The 23476-nt window shown below is 56.0% G+C and carries 19 protein-coding genes, 1 tRNA gene, 1 pseudogene and 1 CRISPR repeat array; of the genes and pseudogenes, 16 read left to right on the forward strand and 5 right to left on the reverse strand.

The genetic code is table 11. The annotated features are described in order from the left end of the window. Positions 1–270 precede the first annotated feature (270 nt). Positions 271–1692: a DNA repair protein RadA gene (radA, locus tag BBOH_RS08030; protein ID WP_033520831.1), complete on the reverse strand. Its 1422-nt coding sequence runs from the start codon at positions 1690–1692 to the stop codon at positions 271–273. Between the two features lie 176 nt (positions 1693–1868). Here radA and BBOH_RS08035 point away from each other — a divergent pair, with 176 nt between their 5' ends. The 3 genes from BBOH_RS08035 to tpx all read left to right on the forward strand — a co-directional run bounded on the left by BBOH_RS08035 (position 1869) and on the right by tpx (position 3631). After that, positions 1869–2480: a hypothetical protein gene (locus BBOH_RS08035; RefSeq protein ID WP_033520829.1), complete on the forward strand. Its 612-nt coding sequence runs from the start codon at positions 1869–1871 to the stop codon at positions 2478–2480. A gap of 139 nt (positions 2481–2619) precedes the next feature. Next, complete coding sequence (locus tag BBOH_RS08665) at positions 2620–2709, forward strand: 30S ribosomal protein bS22 (RefSeq protein ID WP_003817716.1); 90 nt, start codon at positions 2620–2622, stop codon at positions 2707–2709. A 415-nt stretch (positions 2710–3124) separates the two neighbouring features. Then, positions 3125–3631 (forward strand): thiol peroxidase, encoded by a 507-nt coding sequence (gene tpx / locus BBOH_RS08040; RefSeq protein WP_033520828.1) that lies wholly within the window; start codon positions 3125–3127, stop codon positions 3629–3631. A 249-nt stretch (positions 3632–3880) separates the two neighbouring features. Here the strand turns inward: tpx and rpiA are convergent, their stop codons facing one another. The 3 genes and pseudogenes from rpiA to pgm form a co-directional block, all read right to left on the reverse strand. Continuing rightward, on the reverse strand, positions 3881–4579 hold the full coding sequence (gene rpiA / locus BBOH_RS08045; RefSeq protein WP_033520826.1) for a ribose-5-phosphate isomerase RpiA: 699 nt from the start codon (positions 4577–4579) through the stop codon (positions 3881–3883). Between the two features lie 1430 nt (positions 4580–6009). Beyond that, positions 6010–6621 (reverse strand): annotated as a pseudogene (locus BBOH_RS09460) (ribonuclease H family protein); the annotation flags it as partial. A gap of 106 nt (positions 6622–6727) precedes the next feature. After that, positions 6728–8404, reverse strand: a complete 1677-nt coding sequence (gene pgm, locus BBOH_RS08055; RefSeq protein WP_033520821.1) for a phosphoglucomutase (alpha-D-glucose-1,6-bisphosphate-dependent) — start codon at positions 8402–8404, stop codon at positions 6728–6730. Positions 8405–8755: 351 nt separating this feature from the next. Between pgm and BBOH_RS08060 the strand changes: the two genes are divergently transcribed. Beyond that, positions 8756–9196, forward strand: a complete 441-nt coding sequence (locus tag BBOH_RS08060; RefSeq protein WP_033520819.1) for a DUF3290 domain-containing protein — start codon at positions 8756–8758, stop codon at positions 9194–9196. 9 nt (positions 9197–9205) lie between these two features. After that, positions 9206–9844 (forward strand): DUF421 domain-containing protein, encoded by a 639-nt coding sequence (locus BBOH_RS08065; RefSeq protein ID WP_033520817.1) that lies wholly within the window; start codon positions 9206–9208, stop codon positions 9842–9844. A gap of 207 nt (positions 9845–10051) precedes the next feature. Here the strand turns inward: BBOH_RS08065 and BBOH_RS08070 are convergent, their stop codons facing one another. Continuing rightward, positions 10052–11158 (reverse strand): diacylglycerol/lipid kinase family protein, encoded by a 1107-nt coding sequence (locus BBOH_RS08070; protein ID WP_033520815.1) that lies wholly within the window; start codon positions 11156–11158, stop codon positions 10052–10054. 259 nt (positions 11159–11417) lie between these two features. Here BBOH_RS08070 and serS point away from each other — a divergent pair, with 259 nt between their 5' ends. The 11 genes from serS to cas2 all read left to right on the forward strand — a co-directional run bounded on the left by serS (position 11418) and on the right by cas2 (position 22658). Further along, positions 11418–12704, forward strand: a complete 1287-nt coding sequence (gene serS, locus BBOH_RS08075; RefSeq protein WP_033520962.1) for a serine--tRNA ligase — start codon at positions 11418–11420, stop codon at positions 12702–12704. A 421-nt stretch (positions 12705–13125) separates the two neighbouring features. After that, positions 13126–13210: transfer RNA gene (locus BBOH_RS08080), tRNA-Ser, on the forward strand. 287 nt (positions 13211–13497) lie between these two features. Further along, a complete protein-coding gene (locus tag BBOH_RS08085) occupies positions 13498–13776 on the forward strand; it encodes a BrnT family toxin (protein ID WP_033520813.1) in 279 nt (92 codons plus the stop codon). Next, positions 13776–14048, forward strand: coding sequence for a ribbon-helix-helix protein, CopG family (locus BBOH_RS08090; protein WP_044098308.1), 273 nt, complete (start codon positions 13776–13778; stop codon positions 14046–14048). Before BBOH_RS08085 ends, BBOH_RS08090 begins: the two co-directional genes overlap by 1 nt. Before the next feature lie 594 nt (positions 14049–14642). Continuing rightward, on the forward strand, positions 14643–17021 hold the full coding sequence (locus BBOH_RS08095; protein WP_033520960.1) for a CRISPR-associated helicase/endonuclease Cas3: 2379 nt from the start codon (positions 14643–14645) through the stop codon (positions 17019–17021). Positions 17022–17030: 9 nt separating this feature from the next. Further along, positions 17031–17753, forward strand: a complete 723-nt coding sequence (cas5c, locus tag BBOH_RS08100) for a type I-C CRISPR-associated protein Cas5c (RefSeq protein ID WP_033520811.1) — start codon at positions 17031–17033, stop codon at positions 17751–17753. Then, entirely contained in the window at positions 17750–19723 is a 1974-nt protein-coding gene (cas8c, locus tag BBOH_RS08105; protein WP_033520810.1) for a type I-C CRISPR-associated protein Cas8c/Csd1, read from the forward strand. The genes cas5c and cas8c overlap by 4 nt, the downstream gene beginning before the upstream one ends. A 2-nt stretch (positions 19724–19725) precedes the next feature. Beyond that, positions 19726–20580 carry a type I-C CRISPR-associated protein Cas7/Csd2 gene (gene cas7c, locus BBOH_RS08110; protein WP_033520809.1) on the forward strand — a complete coding sequence of 285 codons (855 nt, stop codon included), beginning with the start codon at positions 19726–19728 and terminating at the stop codon, positions 20578–20580. Between the two features lie 30 nt (positions 20581–20610). Then, positions 20611–21312, forward strand: coding sequence for a CRISPR-associated protein Cas4 (cas4, locus tag BBOH_RS08115; protein ID WP_044098339.1), 702 nt, complete (start codon positions 20611–20613; stop codon positions 21310–21312). 11 nt (positions 21313–21323) lie between these two features. Further along, positions 21324–22355 (forward strand): type I-C CRISPR-associated endonuclease Cas1c, encoded by a 1032-nt coding sequence (cas1c, locus tag BBOH_RS08120; RefSeq protein WP_033520808.1) that lies wholly within the window; start codon positions 21324–21326, stop codon positions 22353–22355. Between the two features lie 15 nt (positions 22356–22370). Continuing rightward, the gene (cas2, locus tag BBOH_RS08125) at positions 22371–22658 is read left to right on the forward strand and encodes a CRISPR-associated endonuclease Cas2 (RefSeq protein ID WP_474840741.1); all 288 of its coding nucleotides are present in this window, start codon (positions 22371–22373) and stop codon (positions 22656–22658) included. Positions 22659–22934: 276 nt separating this feature from the next. After that, positions 22935–23435: direct repeats of the CRISPR family, unit length 33 nt; unit sequence GTCGCTCCCTTCACAGGGAGCGTGGATTGAAAT. Positions 23436–23476: the final 41 nt, after the last annotated feature.

Genomic DNA, 23476 nt, shown 5'->3' on the forward strand with positions numbered 1-23476 from the left:
CTACGGTATGAAGTCTTCGCCTGATTTTCCAGGTGTGTTCGGGTCCGGGACGGAGGACGAGTGACGGGGGATCTGGGCAAGCACCGGGCCGTGGGTGGCTCGGAGGTGCGTCCGGTAAGTCGGCGTACCTGCGGATTTCCTCGTGGATTCCCTGCGGTTTTTTCTACGGGTCGCTATGTGGCCCAACGGCCGGGACGGCATTCACCCAGGTCCTTTCGGCTACTGGCGACATGGACGCGGAAGGCACGGCGTTCCTAAAACGGTTCCGTGTTATCTTCGGGACAGCCCCAACGCTCCAAGGGCGTCCAACAGAGACGAAACTTCCACAATCTCAAGCCCCCGCACCGCCTTGAGTTTGCGGCGTGTGCGGTTCGTGGGCACCACCGCCCGCGTGAAGCCAAGGCGGCCAGCTTCCGAAAGGCGTCGGGCCAACTGTGGCACGGGCCGGACCTGCCCGGTCAGGGAGATTTCACCAATGGCGCAGGTGGTGCGTGCGATGGGTCTGGCGATGGTGGCGCTCGCGAGTGCGGCCACGATGGCCAGATCGCATGCCGGCTCTTTGGCGAGTCCTCCGGCGATCGTAGAGACGTAGAGGTCGTTGGACAGAAGATTGACGCGGCCGTGGCGGTAGAGTACCGCGGACAGCATGGCCAGACGGTTGGCTTCGATGCCGTTGGTGTTGCGCCTTGGGGTCGGCAGAACCGACTTGGTGACCAGCGCCTGCACCTCGATCGGCAAACTGCGGTGCCCATCGAGAGTGAAGGTGACGCAGGTTCCCTCGACGGGGGCGTCCTCGGTCGAAAGGAACAGTCCTGATGGGTCCGCCACCTCTTCGATTCCCTCGCCGCTCATGTCGAAGCAGCCCACCTCATCGGTGGGGCCAAAGCGGTTTTTAGCCGCATGTAGTAGGCGTAGAGCCGTCTGGGCGTCGCCTTCGAACTGGCAGACCACGTCCACCAGGTGTTCGAGAGTGCGCGGCCCGGCGATGGTGCCGTCCTTGGTCACGTGACCTACCAGCATGACCGGGATGTCGAGCGTCTTGGCTGTGTCGATCAGGGCGCTGGCCACCTCGCGCACCTGTGTGGAGCCTCCGGAGATGCCATCGACCTCCTGCGAGACGATGGTCTGGGCCGAGTCCACGATGGCCAGGACCGGCTTCTCCTGTTCGATCAGAGCCAGCACCGTGGCCAGATCCGTGGTCGCCGCAAGCAGCAGGTTGGGTTCCATGGCGTTGACGCGGCTGGCGCGCATACGCACCTGCGCCTGCGATTCCTCGCCGGAGACATAGAGGACGGATCTGCCGGCATCCCCTCGTGCGACGTTGCCTGCCGTCTCAAGCAGGAGCGTAGATTTGCCGATGCCCGGCTCGCCGGCCACCAAGGTCACCGAACCCGGCACGATGCCGCCGCCGAGCACGCGATTGAATTCGTCGAAGCCTGTCGCGATCCGCGTGACGCTGTCGGTCGAAACCTCGGTCACCGGCTTTGCGGCCGCGCTGCCTATGGCCAGTCCGTTCACAGCCTGCGTGCGTGAGGTGCGCCCGGGTGCCGCTGTGCGTGAGGCCGCGGCTGGGCGTGCCTCATGAAACTCTTCAAGCGTGCCCCATGAGCCGCATGAGGGGCAGCGTCCGTACCATTTCGTGCCGTTCCAGCCGCATTCCGAGCAGACGTATTGCGTCGAGTTCTTCGCCATGGTGTCGACGCTACAGATTTTAACGGACAAATGCTCCCGGTAGATGCTCCCGGTAGACGTTGCTGGCAGACGTTGCTGAAAGCCTTACCGGGAGGCGTTTCCGGCAAACGTCATGGCCGGCCCGATCTGCCGCCTTGTCCGTATCCAGCGTCAGCCCGATGTGGAATAATCGAGCCATGTCTTCAGTTGAAAAAACTTCGTCCCACGGTAAGCTTTTGGTCGTCGTGGCAGCGGCGGCGGCCGTCATCGTCGTTGCCCTGCTTTCGGCCTTCATCTGGCCAGGATGGGCGTTGAGCCATTCGAATGCGCCCGCTCCCGACCCACAGACGAACGTCAAGGCGGAGCCAGCCACTCCGTCGATCAAGGCGAAGGATCTGCCCAAGGACGCCACCGCCTTACTGAAGGCAATGCCCGACAACGTTTTGAACTATGCGCGCACGGAGGCCGTTCCCAGTGCCGAGTGGACCGCCACTTCACCGCTCGAGGAATACACGCTGACCTATTCGACCGGCGATGAGACGCAGAACATCACGCTTATCGTGGCCCAGTGGCCGAACCAAAACGGTGCAAAGTCGCAGTACACCGCGCTTACCGGCGCGCTCAAGGGGGACGATATCAGCACCGGTCCGGTCAAGGTCTCCGGCAATACGACCGGTGAGTTCGTCATGAAAACGGCGGGCAAAAAAGGCAAGGAGGCGGTTGCGGTCTCGCAAAACGACACGGTCGTGTTCCAGGCGACCGGCCCCAAGAAGGAAATCGTACGCTTTTTCGGCAAGTTCCCGCTGTAGACGTCGCAAAAGCCGTTGCGGAACCATGTCCGATGCAATGCGGCAAGGATGGTTCCTGCGCGGCGTGGCGCGGTAAGTCGTCTTGGGTGTGTATCATTGGGCGAGTTGCATACGTTTAGTCAAGGATGGGAGGCTTCAGATGGGTTCGGTCATCAAGAAGCGCCGCAAGCGGATGAGTAAGAAGAAGCACCGCAAAATGCTGCGTAAGACTCGTCATCAGCGCAAGTAGTGGCGTTGAGTCATCAACTCTTCGTAAGGGGGCTCGGAATCGCAAGGTTCCGGGTCTCTTGCATTTTTATCCAAAGAGCCTCAATGAGCTGAAACGCCGGCCGAAAAGCGGCATCGAACGAACTGCGTCCCGGAATGGGCCTGTATGCGTCTTCGTCATTCCCGGGTCAGTCGAAAGCGATATTCGAGCAAAGGCTGTCGTGGGCTTCGCTGTTCGTCAGAGGCCTCTTCTCGTAGGTCTGGGCTTGTTGTCCCGCCCCGCGCCGACAAGCTCTTCGGGATTGGCCGTCCGCAAACCTTGCCGTCGGGTCGTCCAAACGTCGCTACGAGCGCACGTTCGACGCCAATTCCGTCATTCCGTCGCCGTCGAGCGCAATCGGCTGGCGAGTCGTGGCATTCCGTGGGACGATTGTGGAATGGCACAGATAACGTTAAACGGTAATCCCACACATACCGTAGGCAATTTGCCTGAAGTGGGCTCCGTGGCCCCATCGTTCAGCTTGAGCGATGCCGATCTCAACGATTTCGACTCGACCCGGTTCAAGGGCCGCCGCCTCGTGCTCAACATTTTCCCGTCGGTCGACACCGACGTGTGTTCCATGTCGGTGCGTCGGTTCAACCAGATGGCCGACGAGCTTGAAGGCGTCACCGTGGTTTGCGTCTCCAGGGACCTTCCCTTCGCGCTGGGACGTTTCTGTGGCGCCAACGGCATCGAGAACGTGGTGGTGGGTTCGGCCTTCCGCTCGTCTTTCGGTGAGGATTACGGCGTCACGATTACCGACGGCGGCATGAAGGGCCTGCTGTCGCGAGCCGTGGTCATCATCGGCAGCGATGGCAGGGTGGCTTATGTCCAGCAGGTGCCGGAAATCGGTACCGAGCCGGACTATGACGCCGCCCGAAAGGCCATTGAATCGCTGAAATAGCATTTTGCTTGCTGTTCATTTCGCGGCATGTTGAGCGTCCGTCGTGTGGAGGCGTGAATGCAAGACCGATGGAATCCGGCCGTCCTGGTGCGCATACTTCTCGGGTACGGCGTCAATGCGCCTGCGGAATGGTCTGGCGCCGATAAGGCTTGCGAATCATGACATAACGAATTGGCATCCGAACATTGGGTGCTCGGATGCCAATTCGTTATTACCGTCTGTCTGAGAAGGGGATGGCTTTGATGTGTATTATTCCTCGGACTTGGTCAGTATGCGCGGCCCGTTCGGATCACCGACGATAACCGTGTTGACGCGTCCAAGGAACAGGCCGGTCTCAACCACGCCAACCATATTGATCAGGTCTTCGGCCAGGTCCTTGGGTTGGTCGATGCGACCCATATGCAGGTCGATGATCAGGTTGTTCTCGTCTGTGCGCACCGGCCGGCCTTCGGCATCAAGGCGCAGCACGGGCTTATAGCCCTTGTCCTCGAGACGCTTGAGCACATGTTTGGCGCCGAAGGGGATGACCTCGACCGGCAGCGGGAACGCGCCGATGGTGTCGACCACCTTGGACTCGTCGACGATCCACACGTTCCTGTGCGAGGCCTCGTTCACGATTTTCTCCCAGAGCAGGGCCGCGCCGCCGCCCTTGATGCCGTTGAAGTTCTTGTCCACCTCATCGGCCCCGTCGATGGTCAGGTCGACGTCGTTCACGTCGTCGATGTCCACGATTCTGATTCCGTAGCCTTCGGCTTGTTCGGCAGTACGGCGTGAAGTGGTCACGCCCGTGAACCGAAGGGCTTCCTCCTGAGTGCGTCGCCCGAGCTCATCCACAAGGAACCGCACTGTCGACCCGGTGCCCAGCCCTACTACCATGCCGTCCTTGACCAGTTTCGCGCCCTCGATGCCAGCGGCCTTCTTCAGTGCATCCTGCTGAGCCTTGTCCATTGTACTTCCTTTCGCGGTTACTTGGCTTTGCCTCGGGTAGGTAAGGGGGGCGGGGCCATCGCCTGCCTCGCCCTGTCTTGCGGCCAAAGCCGACTCTACCGGTCACGCGGATATTGTGTTACGCTATGACCGACGCTTATATCATTCTACCGTTATTCGCCTACTTTCGCCGGTTGGGGGTGCGGTGGCAAACCGCGTCCGGTTTTCCTGAGCCTCAGGGCAGTTCTCAATGTTGCCGCGCAAACCGGCGTCATCTTCCGATGATGTGGCTTTTACTTACTGAGCATCGTCCAAACGGCTCAAGTGACTCGCAGACCGACGAAAACGCGGGATAGCCTGATGGTCCGTTCGACTGACGGATGCGGTCGGCTTAAGGACGGTCAGTCGTATCCGTTCTTGCGCAAAACACAGATATCGTAAAACTTACCGGAGGCGTGACGAAAACCTGGATCCGGCATATCGTCGTGCCTCCGGTCCGGACTCGACCGGCGCTGCGCATGGTCGCGTTTTGCGGATCAGTCCTGTTTCGCGTTCGCAATCAGGAACGGCGCGCCGCCGAGGTTGAGCGTTCCGTCGCCGGCCACGTCGCCTTCGATTGGAATCACGCCGCGGATATGCCTGGGGCTCCCGTTGAAAGTGGGGCTGGTGCTCGGTGCCGGCGAGAAGCGAAGCGTCCCACTTACGGTCAGCCCGTTGTTGACGTATTTGGGGCGCATTGACCGCTGCATTCCGTTGTTCTCCTGGCGGGTTGCGCCGTCGGATGAACGGCCGTTGGTGCCTGAATCGGTTTTCATCGGGTTTTCGGGCACGCTGGCATCGTCGAATTCGCCAATGTAGTCGCGCCCGTCATCGAGGTTGGTGTTGTCGGTCCGGATGTCGCCGTCTGCGTGTTCTTCACTGGTTGCGTTCACTGCCAAGTTCTTGTGGACGACAGCGTCTTCTGATTCATCGGGTGACTCGTCGAGCCCATCTGCCCGGTCGTCCGTGCTTTCACTGAGGTTGGTCTCGTCAATGTTGCGGTTGGCGTCGGCATCCGCAACGTCGGCATCCGTGTCGTCGGTATCGGCGTCTGCATCCATGCCGTCGGTACCGGTGCCGTCCAGGCCGCTGCCCATCGCCGTGTCCGCGTCGTCAGCTTCCGTGCCTGAGTCGTCGTCGGGCTTGTCGCCTGACCATTCGTCGGGCCCGGCCGCGTCTTTCTGGTTGTGGTCGGACACGCTGGCCGGTTCCGAGGATGCGTCGTCATGCTCTTCGGTGTTCAATCCGTCGGAAAGCGATGCCTCGTCGTCGGTGGCATCCGCATCGTCGCGCTTGTCGAAATGGTATTCCGGCACCGACTCGCGTTCGCTCAGCCGTTCCATCAGCGGCATCCGCGCGCCATGCTGCCAGGCCTGGCTCGACGCATCGTCGTCACCGTCATCCGAATCGGCGCCGCGACCGAGATGGTATTGCTCCTCGGTGATTTTCCCGTCGAGCAGCATACGCGCGTCGGCTGGTACGTCGACCCCGCGCGCATAGGGGGAGGCCAGCAGCGACTGCCATCCTTCCGAAGGCAGGTAGCCGCTTTTGACTCCGCTGCGGGCGTCACCCGAGTAGGTGTGGGCCAGGTCGTCCACCTTCTCGTTGCCGGGGTTGCCGTTGTGCCCTTTGACCCAGACGAACCTCACCGGCCCTTCACGCCTGCTGATTTCGGCGTCGATGGCCTTGATCAGGGGCGCGTTCTTCACCGGCTTCTTCTGCGAGTTCTTCCAGCCGTTCCTCTTCCAACCCCTGACCCATGTCGTGGAGCAGTTGATGGCGTACTGTGAATCGGTCTCGATGGTCAGCGGCTCGGATCCGCGATGCGCCCGCAGAGCCTCGAGCACCGCGCACAATTCGCCAATCTGGTTGGTGCCGTTGGTGGCGCCGCCCGCGTCCGAGTCGCCGTCGTGCTGATGGCCTTCGGTGCGCGCCGCGTTCGCCGCGTGATCCGCCCATGCCCAGCCCATCGGCCCGTTGGGATTGCCTAGTGCACTGCCGTCAGTGGAAACCGTAATCGTCATAGACTCCAGCCTACGGGTCGCCACCGAAATTGAGTCATCACCGGGTCGTTTCGTCGCCGACAGGGGCGTTATGCGCGTCCATGACGGCGATGAAACCGGATCCTCCCTACTCGCCCAATGCCTTGGCAACCACCTCGTCTGCCTCGGCGAGCACCGTTTTCAGCGCGTCGGGGGAGACGAACGACTCGGCGTAGACCTTGTAGATGTTCTCGGTGCCGGAAGGGCGGGCCGCGAACCAGTTGTCCTTGGTCGTCACCTTCAGGCCCCCGATCGGCGCGTCGTTGCCCGGCGCGTGCGTGAGTTTGGCGGTAATCGGCTGGCCCGCCAGCGTGCTTGCGGTGATGTCGTCACCCGATAGCGTCGCGAACCTCTGCTTCTGTTCGAGCGTGGCGGGGGTGTCGACGCGCTCATACCAGCTCTGGCCAAAACGCGCGACCTGATCCTTGTGTAGTTCTGCCGGATTCTTGCCGGTTTTCGCCGTGATCTCCGCGGCCAGAAGGTCCGGAATCAAGCCGTCCTTGTCTGTCGTCCACACGTGGCCGTCCCGGCGCAGAAAGCTCATGCCGCTGCTTTCCTCGCCCCCAAACGCCACTTCACCGGTGAACAGCGGATCGACGAACCATTTGAACCCGACCGGAACTTCCACAAGCCTGGCGCCGATAGAGGCCGCGACGCGGTCGATTAGACCGGAGGAGACGAGCGTCTTGCCCACTCCGGCTCTCTTCGGCCAGTCCGGTCGCGCGCCGCCGAACAGGTACTCGATGGCGACGGCGAGGTAATGGTTCGGGTTCATCACCCCCCAGTCCGGGCAGACGATGCCGTGCCGGTCGGCGTCCGGGTCGGTGCCGCCAACCAGGTCGTACTTGCTCCATGCTCCGGCATCGAGCTCGTCCACAAGCCCCTTCATCGCGTATTGCGAACTGGGGTCCATGCGGATTCTGCCGTCATGGTCCACTGTCATGAATCGCCAGGTCGGGTCCACGTCGGGTCGTACCACGCCGATGTTCAGGCCGTACCTCTCGTTGATCAGCGGCCAGTAGTTTACGCTCGCACCGCCGAGCGGGTCGATGCCCAGGCGCACCCCGGAGGAGCGGATCACGTCGAAATCGATCACATCGCCAAGGTCGGCGACATAGTGCTCGCGATAGTCGAAACGCTCGACGAAGGGGGACCTGAGCGCCTGCTGGTACGGTACGCGTTTGACTGAACGATATGAGCCCAGTAATTCATTGGCCCGTCGTGCTATCGCTCCGGTCGCCTCGGCGCTGGCCGGTCCGCCGGTCACAGGGTCGTATTTGAAGCCGCCGTCTGTGGGCGGGTTGTGCGAAGGCGTCACCACGATGCCGTCGGCCAGCCCTTGTCCGCTGAAACGCTGCGTGCCGTCGGCCGCACGGTTGTGGGTCAGGATCGCCTGCGAGATGACGGGGGTGGGCACGAAATCGTCCCGCGAGTCGATTCGCACGGTCACCCCGTTCGCGACGAGCACCTCAATGGCGGTCTTCGTCGCGGGGGCCGACAGCGCGTGGGTGTCGCGGCCCAGATACAAGGGTCCGGTGACGCCCGCCTGTTTGCGATATTCGGCGATCGCCTGTGAGATGGCCACGATATGCGCCTCGTTGAACGAGGTCTTGAGCGAGGAGCCGCGGTGTCCGGAAGTGCCGAAGGAGACACGCTGTTCGGCGATTTGTGGGTCCGGGACGTCCTTGTAGTATCTGTTGATGACCTCATCGACGTCAATGAGGTCCGCTTGGGTGGCGGGTCTGCCCGCATTGTTTGCTACCATGCCCCCATTGTGCCACGCGGCTTCGCCTTGCGTGGGGGGGGGCAGGATTTTCTGTTGTTCATTCGCATGTCGAATCGCACATGGAGGTCGTGCGTTCAGGCATCGTTTCGGTGCCGTTGCGCCGGCGGGGACGGTGGTGCGGCGAATCGTATTGATGCCGCGTTCTTGCGCGCGCCTTGATAATTCGATTCAGGCGTCGAGATCGGTCGGGGTTTTGCATGGGGAAACGCCGCTGATTGCAATGCCTGTCAGGTCGGCAACGGGCAAATGTGGACGTTTTGTATAGCGTAATATATACAATGAATCGCAAATACTGGCACGTCCAGAGCGTCCGGCGACGAAAGGTGCGTTATGACGTTTTACGGAATCGGTTATCTCAAGAACCAGCACAGCCTCAACATGTTCATAGGTTTCGCGATCATCGGCGTGTTGTGCCTGGCGCTTGTCGTCTTCACTGTGTTGTATCTGCGGCACCGTCTGCAGACCAAATACCGTGACCTCGGCATCATCGCACTGCTTCTGGTCGTGGTCGCCTTCGGCAGCGGCTACACGCGTTTCGAGAAAAGCGAGACCAATACCGCCAAGGCCACGCAGATGGTGGGCTTCGTCCAGCAGGTCGCCAAGGACAGCGGGGTCGATCAGGACAAAGTGTTCGTCAATTCGAAGTACCTGAACCAGGATGTGATCGTCAAGGTGGACAAAAAATACTATACGGTCGAACTCAACACGGATTACACGGCCTATCGCCTGACCCCCACGTACATGCTCGCCGACGTTACCATTGAAAGGTAGGCAGCCATCATGCTTATCAGCACTTCCCTCATCGCCAAACTCGTCGTCGGCATCGTCTTCCTGATCGTACACATCAACCTGTTCGGCAAATCCAATCTCGCCCCCACGAGCCCGATGGACCAGATACAGAACTACGTGCTCGGCGCCATCGTCGGCGGCGTGATATACAACGAACAGATCACCGTCCTGAATTTCTTCTTCGTGTTGGTCACTTGGACGTTGCTGTGCATGATCATCAAGTTCGCCAAGGATCATAACCGCACGGTCAAGGGGATCATCGACGGCAAACCCCAGGTGATTATCACGGACGGGCGCATCGATGTGGAACGGTGCATGAAGAGCGGCATTTCGGCCAGCGACCTCATGCTTAAGCTTCGGGCGCAGGGCATCTACGAGATATCCAAGGTCAAGAAGGCCTATTTCGAGCAGAACGGTCAACTGACCGTGATCTCGTATGGCGAGGACACGCTCAGGCTTCCCGTGATTGCGGACGGTCAGGTTGACGCTGATGTGCTCGATGCCATTCATCACGATGAGGACTGGCTTGAACGGCAGGTCAAGGAGCAAGGGTTCAAGGGGCTCGGCTCCGTCTACCTCGGCGAATACATCTCAGGCAAGCTGGAATTGACCGGTTACGCCGGGCAGTAGCGGGCTTGCGGGCGATTCTCGTGGCACATCCTCCCCACCCCCATCGCCATTGATTTTGTGGTCACTTTCGCATACATGAATCTGAAGCGTTCGAAGTATGGGAAGGTGATGGATATTGAGACGACCCGTCAACCTTTTGCGTATCCTGGCCGGCACCTACGGAGTGGAATCCGAAGGCGCCGGCCGTCTGGCGTGTGAGGATGCTCCCTATTCCGCGTCCTGTTCGACAGGGCCGGATGCGGGCACCCGCACTTTCAGGGCCTTGTGCTCGACGGTGAAACGGATATGGCTGGTGGTCCCCAGCATATCCCCGTCCACCTGCGCGAGAGCGGGTTTTTCAAGACGCAACTCGGCGCTAACGCCCTGAATCTGATCCATGGTCGAGTTTTCGGATATCGGGTTTTCGTTGACTTTGCCGGTGACGGTCTGTTGGACCACGCCCCCGAACAGGTTCAGCCAACCAAGCAGTCCGCCGTTGGTGTCGATGATCTCGAAGTCCAGCAGGCCATCGTCGTATACGGCGTTCGGCATGAGGGAGAAGACGGGGATCTGCCCGCAGTTGCCGGCCATGAAAGTGCGGAAATGGACCTTGGAGGCGGTGCGGGTGCTGCCGTCGGCGTTCGTGATCGACACGGACGCGCGGTATTTCGGGGCGAACAGGTGCTTCAGCCCGCCGGAGAAGTAGGCGAGCCAGCTGATGTTCTTCTTCAGCTCCGGGTCGGTGTCGTCGATCATATCGGCGTCGAAGCCGGTGCCGGCTATGATCAGGAACGCGTGGGCATGGTCGTCGTGCCGGTCCAGCAAAGCCATGCGGCCCATGTCCACCATGCGCTCGCCGCGTGAGGTGGCGACGGTCAGCGCCGCTTCTATGTCGTCGACCGGGATGCCCATGTTGCGGGCGAACAGGTTGCCGGTGCCGATGGGCACGATTGCCAGCGTCTTGCCGGTGCCGGAGACCGCGCTGGCCACGGTGCGCACGGTGCCGTCCCCGCCCACCGCCACGAGCACGTCCGCACCGCGCCGCATCGCGTCCATCGCGCAATCGCGGCCGGTGCGCTCCAACGTCGTGTCGATGAACTCGATGTCCGTGATGCCTTTGGCGTCGCAGAACTCCTCTATGCGGGCGCGGCTGCGCTCGGCCGCCGGTTTTGACGGGTTGATGATGAAAGCGTACCGAACCTGATCATCGTCGCGTTTGTTGAATTCCATGACACGCCTGCGTCGCAGATCGTACCTGATGCCCACGATGGCGCACACCGCGGCGACAAGAACAAGGGCAGCCACGGCGATGATGATGATCACAGTTTTCGACATGCTTTATATTGTGTATCCCGCACGGTCGCGAACCGTGATTTTGGCCGCAACGCTAACGATTCCTACACGCAACCGGCACCGGGCCTGGTCGGAGGATGTGCAGGGCCTGCATTTGTGGCAAGTGCGAGATGCGGACCGCTGGATTCCACGGGACGTTAACCGGCGAATTTATTGGGCTTATATGTTTGCGGAACCGCTTCGTGGCCACCGCTTGCTTGCCTTACCGATTGTGTCCCTTTACGTCGGTAGACTTTGCTATATGTTAGATATACAATTCATTCGTGAAAATCCCGACGTGGTGCGCGAATCCCAGCGTAAACGCGGGGAGTCCGTCGAACTCGTGGACGAGGTGCTGCGTCAGGACGAGGCACGCCGTGCCGCGCTCAAGTCATACGAAGACGCACGGGCCAGCCAAAAGGCGATGGGCAAGAAGGTCGCCTCCGCGCCGGCCGATCAAAAAGCAGCCCTGATTGCACAGACCAAGGAACTCGCCGGCAAGGTCACTGAGTACAAGAAGGCGTCGGACGACGCCGCGGCGGCTTACACCAAGGCCATGTGGCGGTTTTCCAATATCGTGGAGCCTGAGGCGCCCGAGGGTGGCGAGGACGATTACGTGGTGGTCAGGAAGGTCGGCACGCCGCGTGATTTCAAGGCGGAGGGCTTCGAGCCGAAGGATCATCTGACGTTGGGCGAGGGCGTTGCCGGTATCGACATGCGTCGTGGCGTCAAGGTGTCCGGGTCGCGTTTCTATTTCCTGCGTGGCGCCGTGGCCCGCATGCAGATCGCGATGCTCACCATGGCCGTCGACCAGGCCGAGGAGAACGGCTTCACGCTGGCGATCACGCCGACGCTGGTGCGGCCGGAGATCATGGCCGGGACGGGATTCCTCAACTCGCACGCCGACGAGATCTACCGTCTGCGCGAGCCCGACGACCAGTATCTGGTCGGCACGTCCGAGGTGGCGCTCGCGGGCATGCATGAGGATGAGATCCTCGACCTGTCCGACGGTCCGCTCAAGTACTGCGGCTGGTCGAGCTGCTATCGGCGCGAGGCCGGCGCGGCGGGCAAGGACACCTCGGGCATCATCCGCGTCCACCAGTTCGACAAGGTGGAGATGTTCGTGTACTGCAAGCAGGAGGAATCCCGCGAGATGCACCAGCAGCTGCTGGGCATGGAGGAGCGGATGCTCGCCAAGGTCGAGGTGCCGTATCGCACGATCGACACCGCCGCCGGTGATCTGGGTTCTTCGGCCGCACGCAAGTTCGATAACGAGGCTTGGGTGCCGACGCAAGGTCGTTACCGCGAGCTTACGTCCACCTCGAACTGCACGGAATACCAGGCGCGTCGCCTGAACATCCGGGAGCGCTGCGAGGACGGCTCTACGCGTGCGGTGGCCACGCTCAACGGGACGCTTGCCACGACGCGCTGGCTTGTGGCGATCCTTGAGAACCACCAGCAGAGGGACGGTTCCATCGAGATCCCGAAGGCGATGCGCCCTTACATGGGGGGTCGCGAGGTCATCGAGCCGACCAAGTGGGAGGCGTGAGGCTTCCCCGATCGTCCTCGTGACGGTACGTGGCTATATGCTCGCGCAATACGAACCCGTCGCAATCCTTGCGGTTGCCGACGGGTTTTTGATTTCGGAACACTCAAGCTCGTGGGGGCAGACCTTTTAAACGGTTCTAGGGTTGAGTATGACTGTCGACGGTCGCATCAAGTTTCTTATGATTCAATGTTTGTCGCTTCAGCGGGTGTTCAATGATTGATGGACTGCGATTCGTGATCCGCACAGTTTTGCTTGTTGGGAGGGGGCGATGCCGTTGGGGGTCTGCCCTGTGCCGGAGCATTTACGCCGGTTGTTCTTTCCTATCGGAGTCCTCGGTGTTTTTTCGGTGTGGTCTGTCTGTGGGGAGTTGTTATAATCCTTGAGTTGCATGTGTTCCTGTGTGTGTCGGATTGTGCAGCATGGACAGGTGTCTGAGCGGTCGAAAGAGACGGTCTTGAAAACCGTTGAGGAGCAATCCTCCGCGAGTTCGAATCTCGCCCTGTCCGCAAACGGGGTTCCGAGCAAGTGCTCGGAACCCTTTCGTTTAGCCGAAAAGTCAATGATGGCAGCGGTTTCGATGTTATTGACCCTTATCCGTATGGAACCGTATGGACCCTTCAATACGTTCCTCTAACGGTGTGAGTTACTGGACGAGTTTCCTGACTGTTCGATCCAGATCCTGAGTTCTACTTAGAGGTACAGCACTGATGTTTGCTCTGATGGCATTATTAATAATCAAAGATATGATATTATTTTAATAATTTAGTTGCTAACTGTGGGGGAAGGGTGGATCGTGGCTTCTGAGCGCGTGTTTGTCCTTGACCAGGTGCCTCAGCGGCATCCGAATGTCACCAAAGATGACGCCGCGACGGCATGGAACCACTGTCTTGCGTGCACTCCCGCGTTCGACAAGGATCCGGATCGCTACATTGCTATCGGCATCGATGGCAAAGGGCGGTATGTCGAGTTGGTTGTCATTCGCAAACCGGGTGGCTTGTGGCTGGTCATTCATGCGCAAACGCCGCCGGAACAGGACATCAAACGGAGATTAGGTTTTGGAAGGGGCAATTAATGAACGATGAGGAACTGTACAGGTTTTTCGGAACGACCGAAAATGATGTGGATCGCACGGTCGACAAGGTGGAGACCGGTGATTATTCTGATTTTGATTTTTCGCGGGTCATGCAGGGGCGTCCGATGGAGAAGGAGCGGATGGAGACGGTTTCCGCGCCCGTTGCGCAGTCCCGTGTGAAGGCGATGAATCGTGCTGCGAAGGCACAGGGCATCTCTCGTAGCGAATTCATTCGTCGTGCCATTGATCGTGAGCTCATGGCGTTGTCTTGAGCAAATAGAGACCGCTGAAACGGTTCGGTATGACGGAAAACGGATTGGGATTCTGAGAGGCAGATCAATATTCAGTTCTCGGGTTACCGGCATTTCGTTGAGGCCTGTACACCACCGCAGGGAGAACATTTCTGACGTAGCGAGATGCGGGGCACGGATCGAACGGGAGTAAATGCCGGGCCCCAAGTGTTTACTCAGTACTTCTAGGCGAGCTTTCACCTGCCGTTTGTAAAATGTCCTTAGCGTAGTGGCGGTAGAGGGGCAGAAGAGAAAAGCCTTCTTAAACAGCGCTGCCCGCGTCTGAATGCCGAAATGCCATTCCATTGTAAGTGGAATGGCATTTTAGGCGGTGTTTGCGCAAGTAATTCTTTCAATCCACGCCAAGGTGCACTTGGCGACAGCTTCATTCTAACCGTTCGTACATAAGATATAAAAAGAGAAATCATAGCCAAGGTAGGGAATTTGGAGGGGCTTTAGAACGTATCAGGGATTTTCTGATGAAAGTTCAGGTTGACAAATTTGCTTCAATTAATTGCGTAAAACCAAAATGTGTTGTATACTCCTTTTAAGATGTACTTCATTGAAAGGACAATGATGGGCGAAACGCTGATGGCCAGAAGGAATGCCGATGGAGCATTGCAGACGTTGCGTGATCACCTTCTTGAGACGGGGCTCCTGGCTGAACGGTTTGAGCACCAATACGGCGATACGGCGCGTTTGATAGGCGAAATTCATGATCGGGGTAAGGCCAGCCAACGGTTTCAGCGTTATCTTCTTTTGGGAGAGGGAAAACGTGGTGAAGTGCCGCACGCGAAGCAGGGAGCCTTTGAGATATCCGAGCTGCAGACCAATGGGGATTGCTTCGCCGTGCTGACGCAGGACATGATCGAAGCCGTGGTGTCCAGCCACCACGGCGACCTTCCCGATTACCTTGATGTCCAAGGTGAACATGCATTCAGCGACGAAATGTCGGTTGCGTGCAAGGAAGATCCGAAATATAGCTGGCGAGAGATTCGGGAGCGCTTGCCTGAACTCCGGATTCCCGTGGAAGGGGATTTCCGCCGCAGTCAACAAGACAGCCAAAGGTTAGTCGAGTCGGTCGACGGCTACGCGTCGGGGGCGTCGTTCGATTTCGCGTTGGGGCTATACGTCAAGTACATGTATTCTCGATTGGTCGATGCCGACAGATTCGACGCCATGAGTTTCGAGAAAGGCATCAAGCCCTGTGACAGGCGCGTTTCGTGGGATGAATTCATCGCTCACTTGGAAGAGTATATAAAGGGGTTTACGTCCCGCTCGCCGATAAACGACATGCGTGCGCGTATATCCGAGGAATGCCTTAAGGCTAGTGTCCGGCCGACAGGGATTTATAAGCTGTCGGTGCCTACCGGCGGTGGCAAGACCTTGGCTTCGTTGCGGTTTGCGTTGCATCATGCCAAGCGCACGGGCAAACAACATATCATCTATGTCATCCCATACTTGACGATCACGGAGCAGACCGTGGCTACATTCCGAGAGGCGTTGGGTATTTCCGAAGGTGACGATTCGTTGCTGGAGCATTATTCGAGCGTGTCCATTGATGATGATGCCGACGATGAGCGGCGGGAAAATCACAGGTTGGCGGCAGAGCGATGGGCCAACCCCTTCATAGTGACCACGATGGTCCAATTCCTTGAATCGGTCATGGCTTCGCACGGAACGAAACTGCGGAAGTTCCATAATATGGCCAACAGCGTCATCATATTCGATGAAGTCCAATCCCTTCCGCTGAACATGGTCAATCTTTTCAACGAGGTGATCAGTTTCCTTTCCCATGCGCTTGGTTCCACCATCGTGCTTTGCACGGCGACACAGCCGTTGATAGATACGACGAAGCGTCAGAATCTCGTTTTGGGGGAAGATTCTGATTTGATAAAGGTTTCCCGAGAGGACATTGCCCAGAGCAAACGCACTGAAATCATCATCTCAAGGGACGAAAAAAGCGTTGAGCAATTCGCTGATGATGTGTACGAGAAAGCTCAAGAGCAGGGGAATTGCCTGGCGATCGTCAATCTCAAATCGGAGGCGCGGTCCGTTTTTCAACGTCTTCAGCAACTGAACACGGATAAGAAGTTCGAGCTGATTCACTTAAGTACATCCATGTGCGGGGCTCATCGCAAGAATCAAATCGAGCATACCAGACAGTTGCTCAACAGCGGCACACCTGTCATTTGCGTAAGCACGCAGGTCATAGAGGCAGGGGTCGATATTTCCTTCAAGTGCGTTGTTCGAGCCATGGCCGGGTTGGACAGTATCCTTCAGGCCGCTGGGCGTTGCAACAGAAGTGGAGAATCCCCAACGCTGCAGCCCGTGTATGTGTTCCCTATTCGTGATGAGCGAGGGCTGGATCATCTTCCCGACATCAAGGACGGCAAGAGGATCACCCAAGAACTCGTGCACGATTATCCGACTCGGGACGTGCAGTCGGAATTCATGATGCATGAATTTTACAAACGGTATTTCGCCAAAAAGGACCAAGGCTCATACATGGATTACGTTCTTCCGGATGTGGGAGGTGGAACGACGGTCTACGATCTGTTGTCGACGAATGAAGCCGGAAGGGGGGCTTTTCGGAACCGTACCGGTACCGAATACGGCCGTGTATTCGCGCAGGCTTTTCGGACGGCGGGAAGCAAATTCAAAGTCATCGATCAGCAGACCAAGAATGTTGTCGTCGAATATGGCCAGGCATCTTATTATGTAGTTCAACTGCAGGACGATGATTTCAAGGTCAGGCTGGACGCATTGCGCCACTTGCAGGAGTATACCGTCTCTTTGTTCCCATATGAATATGATAAATTAATCAGTCAGGAAGCGGTGAATCAGGTCAGCGAGGATTTTGATGTTTTCTTATTGAACAGTGATTTTTATTCTGCCGACTACGGAGTTGTGCTGGAGCCGCAGGGTCTGCCATTCGAGTTTCTTTGTAGTTAAGGAGGATTGATGCAAAAGCACAGAAATTCCATTGAGTATCAGGTTTCAGCGAAGTATGCGCTGTTTTCTGAAGTGATCACCAGGGTTGGAGGTGAGAAGTTCTCGTATCAAGTACCGACGTATCAAGCGCTTAAGGGTATAACGGAGTCAATATACTGGAAACCGACCCTAATCTGGTACATAGACGGCGTCAGAGTGATGAACAAAATCCAGACGGAGAGCAAGGGAGTGCGTACTATATTATATAAACCTAAAAAAAGTGTTCAGAACGACCTTTCCTATTATACGTATCTGAAGGACGTCAGATATCAGGTGCTGGCCCATTTCGAGTGGAATGAGCAGCGTGAGGATCTGGCGGCCGACCGTGATGAAAACAAGCATCACAACATAGCCAAACGGTGTGTAAACGCCGGCGGGCGCCGTGATATTTTCCTAGGGACAAGGGAATGCCAAGGATATGTGGAACCTTGCGAATTCAATTCCGGGGAAGGCTACTATGACGAATACGGCGAAATAAGCCTTGGGTACATGTTCCATTCGTTCATATATCCGGACGAAAACCAGAATCATGATTTCATCTCCCAATTCTGGAGACCGCAAATGGACAACGGCATCATAGAATTTCCTCGTCCGGGCAGTCCTGAGCTGGATGGCAGGGTCATTCGAGAGCATGAGAAGATGAAGCAGTTTGATCTTGGACAAACAATACTTCCAGTGGAGGAGGAGCAATGAGCTTATGGTCCGCGCTGCTGAGCACATACGGCACGATTGAAGCCGCGTCCGGCGAAGTCGCCGTGAACAAGGACTCTTCTTTGGATACCAAGAGGATGCTGTCTCCGCTCTTTCATATTTCCCTGAAGACCAGGTTGCATGTCATCCTTGACGAGCGTGGCGACCTTATGGATATGGAGATGGACGGCAAGGATGTCTCGGTCATAGTCCCATGCACTCAACAGTCATTGGGGAGAAGCGGCAAGAATCCACCCCCTCATCCTCTCTGTGACAAGATAATTTATGTAGATTCGGAGTTGGACACAAAAAAGCACGCAAAGTACGTCGAATTGTTGGATGGTTGGAAAGGGCAGGATGTCAAACTCAACGCCATCTATACCTATGTGACCACCCATAGCGTCGTTGAGGATGCCGTTGGCAAAGGTTTGTTCCAGTCGAAACAGAGTAAAACCGATGAAAAGGAGAAATGGAGTCAAGCGAGCACCCAGATGGACCCCAAAATCGGTGTACGTTTTTCTGTTCATACTCTCACTGACGAACCAGATGAGGTATGGATGGACCGGAAACTGCAAAAGCGTTGGATTGATTATTGCATGCAGGCAGATACGTCGAAAGGTATCGATTCGCTTGGTGAGCCGCTTTTCCGGGCAGTTTCAAACTTTCCGAAGAACATTGTCGGTGTAGCTGGTAATGCAAAACTGATTTCCTCGAATGACGACAAGAATTTCACGTATCGAGGCCGGTTTAACTCCGCGCAAGATGCCATGCAAATCGATGACAACACATGTCAAAAAGTGCACGCGGCCCTCAAATGGCTTATAGGCAACAATGGCAGAACCATCGATAAGCAGACTGTGGTTGTTTGGGCGGTTGAAGACAAGCCGACACAGGTGGTTCAACCATCCGTGAATACGTATGAAGCTTTGCATAATTTCAGCAAGATTGAAAAGAGTGATCAGATCAATCAGCTTGATAAGGCGAGAACCGCAGTCGACACCAATTATGCGAAACGGTTCCACAATATAGTTCGTGGCTTTGCCGATGGCAAAAAGCTTGCCGGCCACTCTAAGACGATAGTCGTCGCGATCTTCGATGCTGCCAGCAAAGGGCGGTTGAGCGTTACCTATTACATCGAATTGCCTCAATATGAGTATTTGGAACATATTGCTTCGTGGCATGAAGAGGCGGCATGGCCCTTGACCTATTCCAAAAAAGAAAAGAAACAAGATTCTACAGAGAAAAGCAAAGCTAAAGCCAAGGATGAGACCAAGGAAATCTCTTATATTGGAGCCCCCTCATTTCTTGACATAGCCGACTGTGCATACGGCCCCAGAAACAAGTCAAAGAAAAACTATAAGGATTTCTGTAAAAACACGGAAAAACAACTCATCGAAGCTATGTTTTCTAATGGAATCTTACCCAGGCCTCTCGCCGTTTCTGCATTTCATCGCGTACTTCGTCCTCAAAGTTATGATGATTTGTCAGTATGGCGGCATGACTTTGAGGTGGCATGCAGTATTTGGAAAAAGACCCTGAATCAAAATAAACCCGAAAAGGAGCAAATTTCCATGGCATTGGATACAAGAAGAAAAGACAGGGACTATCTGTATGGTCGTTTACTTGCGTTTGCTGACTATTGGGAAAGCAAAATCCTGGCTGAACGACATATCGACAGGCCAACAATTGCCGTTAAACTGATGACGACTTTCGCAGAAAGACCGTATTCGACGTGGAATGTTGTTTGCTCTCACATGGCCCCCTATCTTCAGTCGATAAAATCAGCAAGACGTTTTGAGTATGAGAATGGGATTGATGAGGTGACCGACATGTTTCAAGAGCACCAGTTTGAGGACAACAGTGCGCTTTCCCCGCTTTTTCTGTTAGGGTATTCGTCGCAGCGCAGGGCGCTCAGGCAAAGATTTACCAAAAGCAATGAATCTGTTGACAACAGTGTTGAACAAGGAGAATGAAAATGGAAAGTCTGCAGAACAAGATTGATTTTGCCGTGGTATTCAGCGTTACGAACGCGAATCCGAATGGCGATCCCCTTGGTGATAACCGTCCTCGTACCACCTCCGAAGGTTTGGGAGAGGTGTCGGATGTGGCGCTTAAGCGTAAGATACGCAACCGCCTTCAGGACGCCGGCGAGTCGATTTTCGTGCAGTCCGAGGAGCGGACTGATGATGGTGCAAAGTCATTGTCGGACAGGATGAAAGCGTTCAAAGCTTCTCTTCCCAAGGATGAGCAAAAGCGCAAAGACGCTGTCTTTGATGCGGTTTGTGCGCATTGGATGGATGTACGATCCTTTGGTCAAGTGTTCGCATTCCAGAAGGGCGGCGATACGGATGCCGTTTCGTTGGGAGTCCGGGGTCCTGTGTCGATTCAGTCGGCATTTTCGCTAAAACCAATCGCGGTAGACAGTATGCAAATTACTAAGTCAGTCAATGGCGAGACCACCAAGGACGGCTCCAAATCCAGCGATACCATGGGCATGAAATATCGTGTGTCCGGCCGTGCGGTGTATGCGACCTTTGGCAGTATCAGCCCGCAGCTCGCCGAAAAGACCGGTTTCACACAAGAGGATGCCGAGAAGATCAAGGATGCGCTGGCGACGCTGTTCACCAACGATGAAAGCTCCGCCAGACCGTCCGGATCAATGGAGGTCCTGAAAGTCATCTGGTTCACTCATGACAGCAAGCTTGGTCAATATTCCTCTGCTGCGGTTCATCGCTCGGTACAAATCAATGACGAGGGTGAGCACACCGAGATAACGGTGAATGCAAGCGCCATTCCCGGTTTGCATTATGACGAAATCGATGGGCGCTGATTGCCTCATCTCACGTTCTTCGACTGAATGATGACGAATACAAACAAACTGGGAAGCTCGTGCGAGCCAGTCGATTATCCTGAGGATGATTGGCTGGCCCTTTCGGGCATCCAACACTACGCTTTTTGCAAGAGACAGTGGGCTTTGATTCACGTTGAGCAGCTATGGGATGACAACGCCCGGACAACCTCGGGATCAATTGAACATAAGCGTGCGGATGACTACAAGCAGTCGGAAAGTCGCGGCGATTTGCTGATTATGCGCAGTCTTCGGGTCTTCTCCCGTCGTTTGGGAATCACGGGGATATGTGATGTCGTGGAGTTCCATCGTGATCCTCAGGGTGTTCGGTTGCATGGGCGCGAAGGAGCATGGGCTGCCTATCCTGTTGAGTATAAGCATGGTCGGTCCAAAGCGGGCGACGAAGACAGGCTGCAACTTTGCGCCGAGGCCATGTGCCTGGAGGAAATGCTGGGCTGTGATATTCCCCGGGCCGCCCTTTTTTATAAAGGGACGCAGCGACGGGAGATGGTGGATCTTGACGAACCGCTCAGGGATCGCGTAATCGCGACTTTTAAACAAATGCATGACCTTTATGAGCGGAGGTTGACTCCCAAACCCCGAAGGACAAAAGCGTGCAATGCCTGTTCATTGAATAATCTGTGCATGCCCGAGCTGGAAAAGAGGCAGTCAGCAAAACGATATATCAAGCAAACGCTTGCTGAGGCAGAATAACGGGAACTGAAATGCGTAGATTATTGAACACCTTATTTGTGCTTACCGAAGATGCCTATCTTTCGCTTAAGAATGAGAATGTAATCGTTCAAGTAGGGGATGAAAAACTGGCGGCGGTGCCACTTAGATCCATAGAACAGATATTGTGCTTTTCTTACAAAGGCGCTTCGCCATCCCTAATGGGCAAGTGTGTGGAATTCGGTGTGAATCTGTCATTCTTTTCTCCACGCGGGCGATACTATTGTTCGATTCTGGGTGAGAAGAACCGAAACGTTTTGCTTCGCAGAGAGCAGTTTCGGATTGCTGACGATGAGACCAGAAGCCTGCCCATTGCTAAATCTTTTATTCTTGGCAAGGTGTTCAACTGTCGATGGATCTTGGAGCGGGCAAAACGAGACCATGCCATGAGAATCAACGTTGAACGGGTGACGCAACAAAGCACCCTGCTTCATTCTGCGTTTGCTGAAATCGAAGGTTGCTCCAGCATTAGTGAATTGCGTGGCATTGAAGGCAATGCCGCCAAGAACTACTTTTTGGCTTTCGATGACTTGGTCTTGCGCAGTAAGGATGACTTTTATTTCGAGGCGCGAAGCCGGCGTCCGCCTCTTGACCGACTGAACGCTTTGCTCTCGTTTGTATATACGTTATTGACGCAGGACTGCACCGCAGCCTTACAGGGTGTCGGATTGGACCCCTACGTAGGTTTTATGCATGTTGACAGACCGGGACGAGTGTCTTTGGCATTGGACCTGATGGAGGAGCTCCGCCCCGTCTTGGCGGATCGATTTGTGCTGAGCTTGGTCAACACCGGCGCAGTCAAACCCGCAGACTTTGAAGAACAGGAGAATGGGGGTGTCTTTCTAAATGAAAAAGGTCGGAAAGTGGTTCTTGCTACATGGCAGAAACGAAAGGCGGAGGAATTGACCCATCCTTTTTTGAACGAGAAAATGCCTTGGGGCTTGGTGCCCTACGTTCAGTCGTTGTTGCTTATGCGTACGTTACGTGGTGATTTGGATGCGTATCCGCCGTTGATGTGGAAGTAGGTTGATGGTCCGATGATGGTGGTTGTTGCATATGATGTCAAAACCGAAACGCCGCAGGGTAGGAGGCGACTTAGGCTTGTGGCCAAGGCTTGCATCAAATTTGGTCAGCGTGTTCAAAATAGTGTCTTCGAGTGTCTTGTTTCGCCTTCCGATTTGCTTATTCTAAAGGATGAGTTGACTCAAATCATCGATCCGGAGCAGGATAGTTTACGGTTCTATAATTTGGGTGCTAAATATTCGAACCGGATCGATTATATTGGGCAGGTTCGGCATCTTCCTATGGACGAGGTCATGATGATTTGAGGTAAACCGTTCTGGAGACAGATTCTATTTTGTCGGATAGATGCGTGTGTCGAGAATCGTCACTGGGTGCGAAAGTAAAGCGCTCATGATTTCCTTGGAGGTTCGCACCTTCCGGGCATGATATTTTTCGGATTTTCATTTTAAGTGATAAGTTCGATGGCTGCTTGATAACATAAAAGAGTATTAAAGGCGACTCCGTTGAGACAAAATCGTTGGAGTCGATCAATGCTACAATGGGCATGTTCATATTTTGAAATATTTGATTTCAAATGTGCAGTCGCTCCCTTCACAGGGAGCGTGGATTGAAATATSCCGCGAGCTCGAAGCTCAACCCGTACAACATGTCGCTCCCTTCACAGGGAGCGTGGATTGAAATCATACCCTTATTGTATCTCACAGGCTACACTATGTGTCGCTCCCTTCACAGGGAGCGTGGATTGAAATTACTGCCCCCAATGTGGCAGACACCTAAAGGCCGTCGCTCCCTTCACAGGGAGCGTGGATTGAAATATCCAAACCGAACCATGCCAATACTGCGGCAACCGTCGCTCCCTTCACAGGGAGCGTGGATTGAAATCAGACCATCGCCAAGGTAATCCACGCCCTCGGCGGGTCGCTCCCTTCACAGGGAGCGTGGATTGAAATGCGATCCAGTGGCAGTGTTTACTGGGTGTGACGGTCGCTCCCTTCACAGGGAGCGTGGATTGAAATCCACGGGTCGCGGTTGGTTGGAACCGGTCGATTGTCGCTCCCTTCACAGGGAGCGTGGATTGAAATGTTCCCCTGCGGCTCCTGTGCCTCGTGTTGAGCGGTCGCTC

The sequence above is a fragment of the Bifidobacterium bohemicum DSM 22767 genome, from assembly GCF_000741525.1.
Lineage (GTDB): Bacteria > Actinomycetota > Actinomycetes > Actinomycetales > Bifidobacteriaceae > Bifidobacterium > Bifidobacterium bohemicum.

Excerpts from the sequence above, each read along its gene's own strand:
- cas5c (WP_033520811.1), top strand. The coding sequence starts at position 17,031 with ATGCAAAAGCACAGAAATTCCATTGAGTATCAGGTTTCAGCGAAGTAT.
- radA (WP_033520831.1), bottom strand. The coding sequence starts at position 1,692 with ATGGCGAAGAACTCGACGCAATACGTCTGCTCGGAATGCGGCTGGAAC.
- cas8c (WP_033520810.1), top strand. The coding sequence starts at position 17,750 with ATGAGCTTATGGTCCGCGCTGCTGAGCACATACGGCACGATTGAAGCC.
- pgm (WP_033520821.1), bottom strand. The coding sequence starts at position 8,404 with ATGGTAGCAAACAATGCGGGCAGACCCGCCACCCAAGCGGACCTCATT.
- serS (WP_033520962.1), top strand. The coding sequence starts at position 11,418 with ATGTTAGATATACAATTCATTCGTGAAAATCCCGACGTGGTGCGCGAA.
- rpiA (WP_033520826.1), bottom strand. The coding sequence starts at position 4,579 with ATGGACAAGGCTCAGCAGGATGCACTGAAGAAGGCCGCTGGCATCGAG.
- BBOH_RS08090 (WP_044098308.1), top strand. The coding sequence starts at position 13,776 with ATGAACGATGAGGAACTGTACAGGTTTTTCGGAACGACCGAAAATGAT.
- BBOH_RS08060 (WP_033520819.1), top strand. The coding sequence starts at position 8,756 with ATGACGTTTTACGGAATCGGTTATCTCAAGAACCAGCACAGCCTCAAC.
- tpx (WP_033520828.1), top strand. The coding sequence starts at position 3,125 with ATGGCACAGATAACGTTAAACGGTAATCCCACACATACCGTAGGCAAT.
- cas2 (WP_474840741.1), top strand. The coding sequence starts at position 22,371 with ATGGTGGTTGTTGCATATGATGTCAAAACCGAAACGCCGCAGGGTAGG.
- BBOH_RS08095 (WP_033520960.1), top strand. The coding sequence starts at position 14,643 with ATGGGCGAAACGCTGATGGCCAGAAGGAATGCCGATGGAGCATTGCAG.
- cas4 (WP_044098339.1), top strand. The coding sequence starts at position 20,611 with ATGACGAATACAAACAAACTGGGAAGCTCGTGCGAGCCAGTCGATTAT.
- BBOH_RS08665 (WP_003817716.1), top strand. The coding sequence starts at position 2,620 with ATGGGTTCGGTCATCAAGAAGCGCCGCAAGCGGATGAGTAAGAAGAAG.
- BBOH_RS08070 (WP_033520815.1), bottom strand. The coding sequence starts at position 11,158 with ATGTCGAAAACTGTGATCATCATCATCGCCGTGGCTGCCCTTGTTCTT.
- BBOH_RS08035 (WP_033520829.1), top strand. The coding sequence starts at position 1,869 with ATGTCTTCAGTTGAAAAAACTTCGTCCCACGGTAAGCTTTTGGTCGTC.
- cas7c (WP_033520809.1), top strand. The coding sequence starts at position 19,726 with ATGGAAAGTCTGCAGAACAAGATTGATTTTGCCGTGGTATTCAGCGTT.
- BBOH_RS08065 (WP_033520817.1), top strand. The coding sequence starts at position 9,206 with ATGCTTATCAGCACTTCCCTCATCGCCAAACTCGTCGTCGGCATCGTC.
- cas1c (WP_033520808.1), top strand. The coding sequence starts at position 21,324 with ATGCGTAGATTATTGAACACCTTATTTGTGCTTACCGAAGATGCCTAT.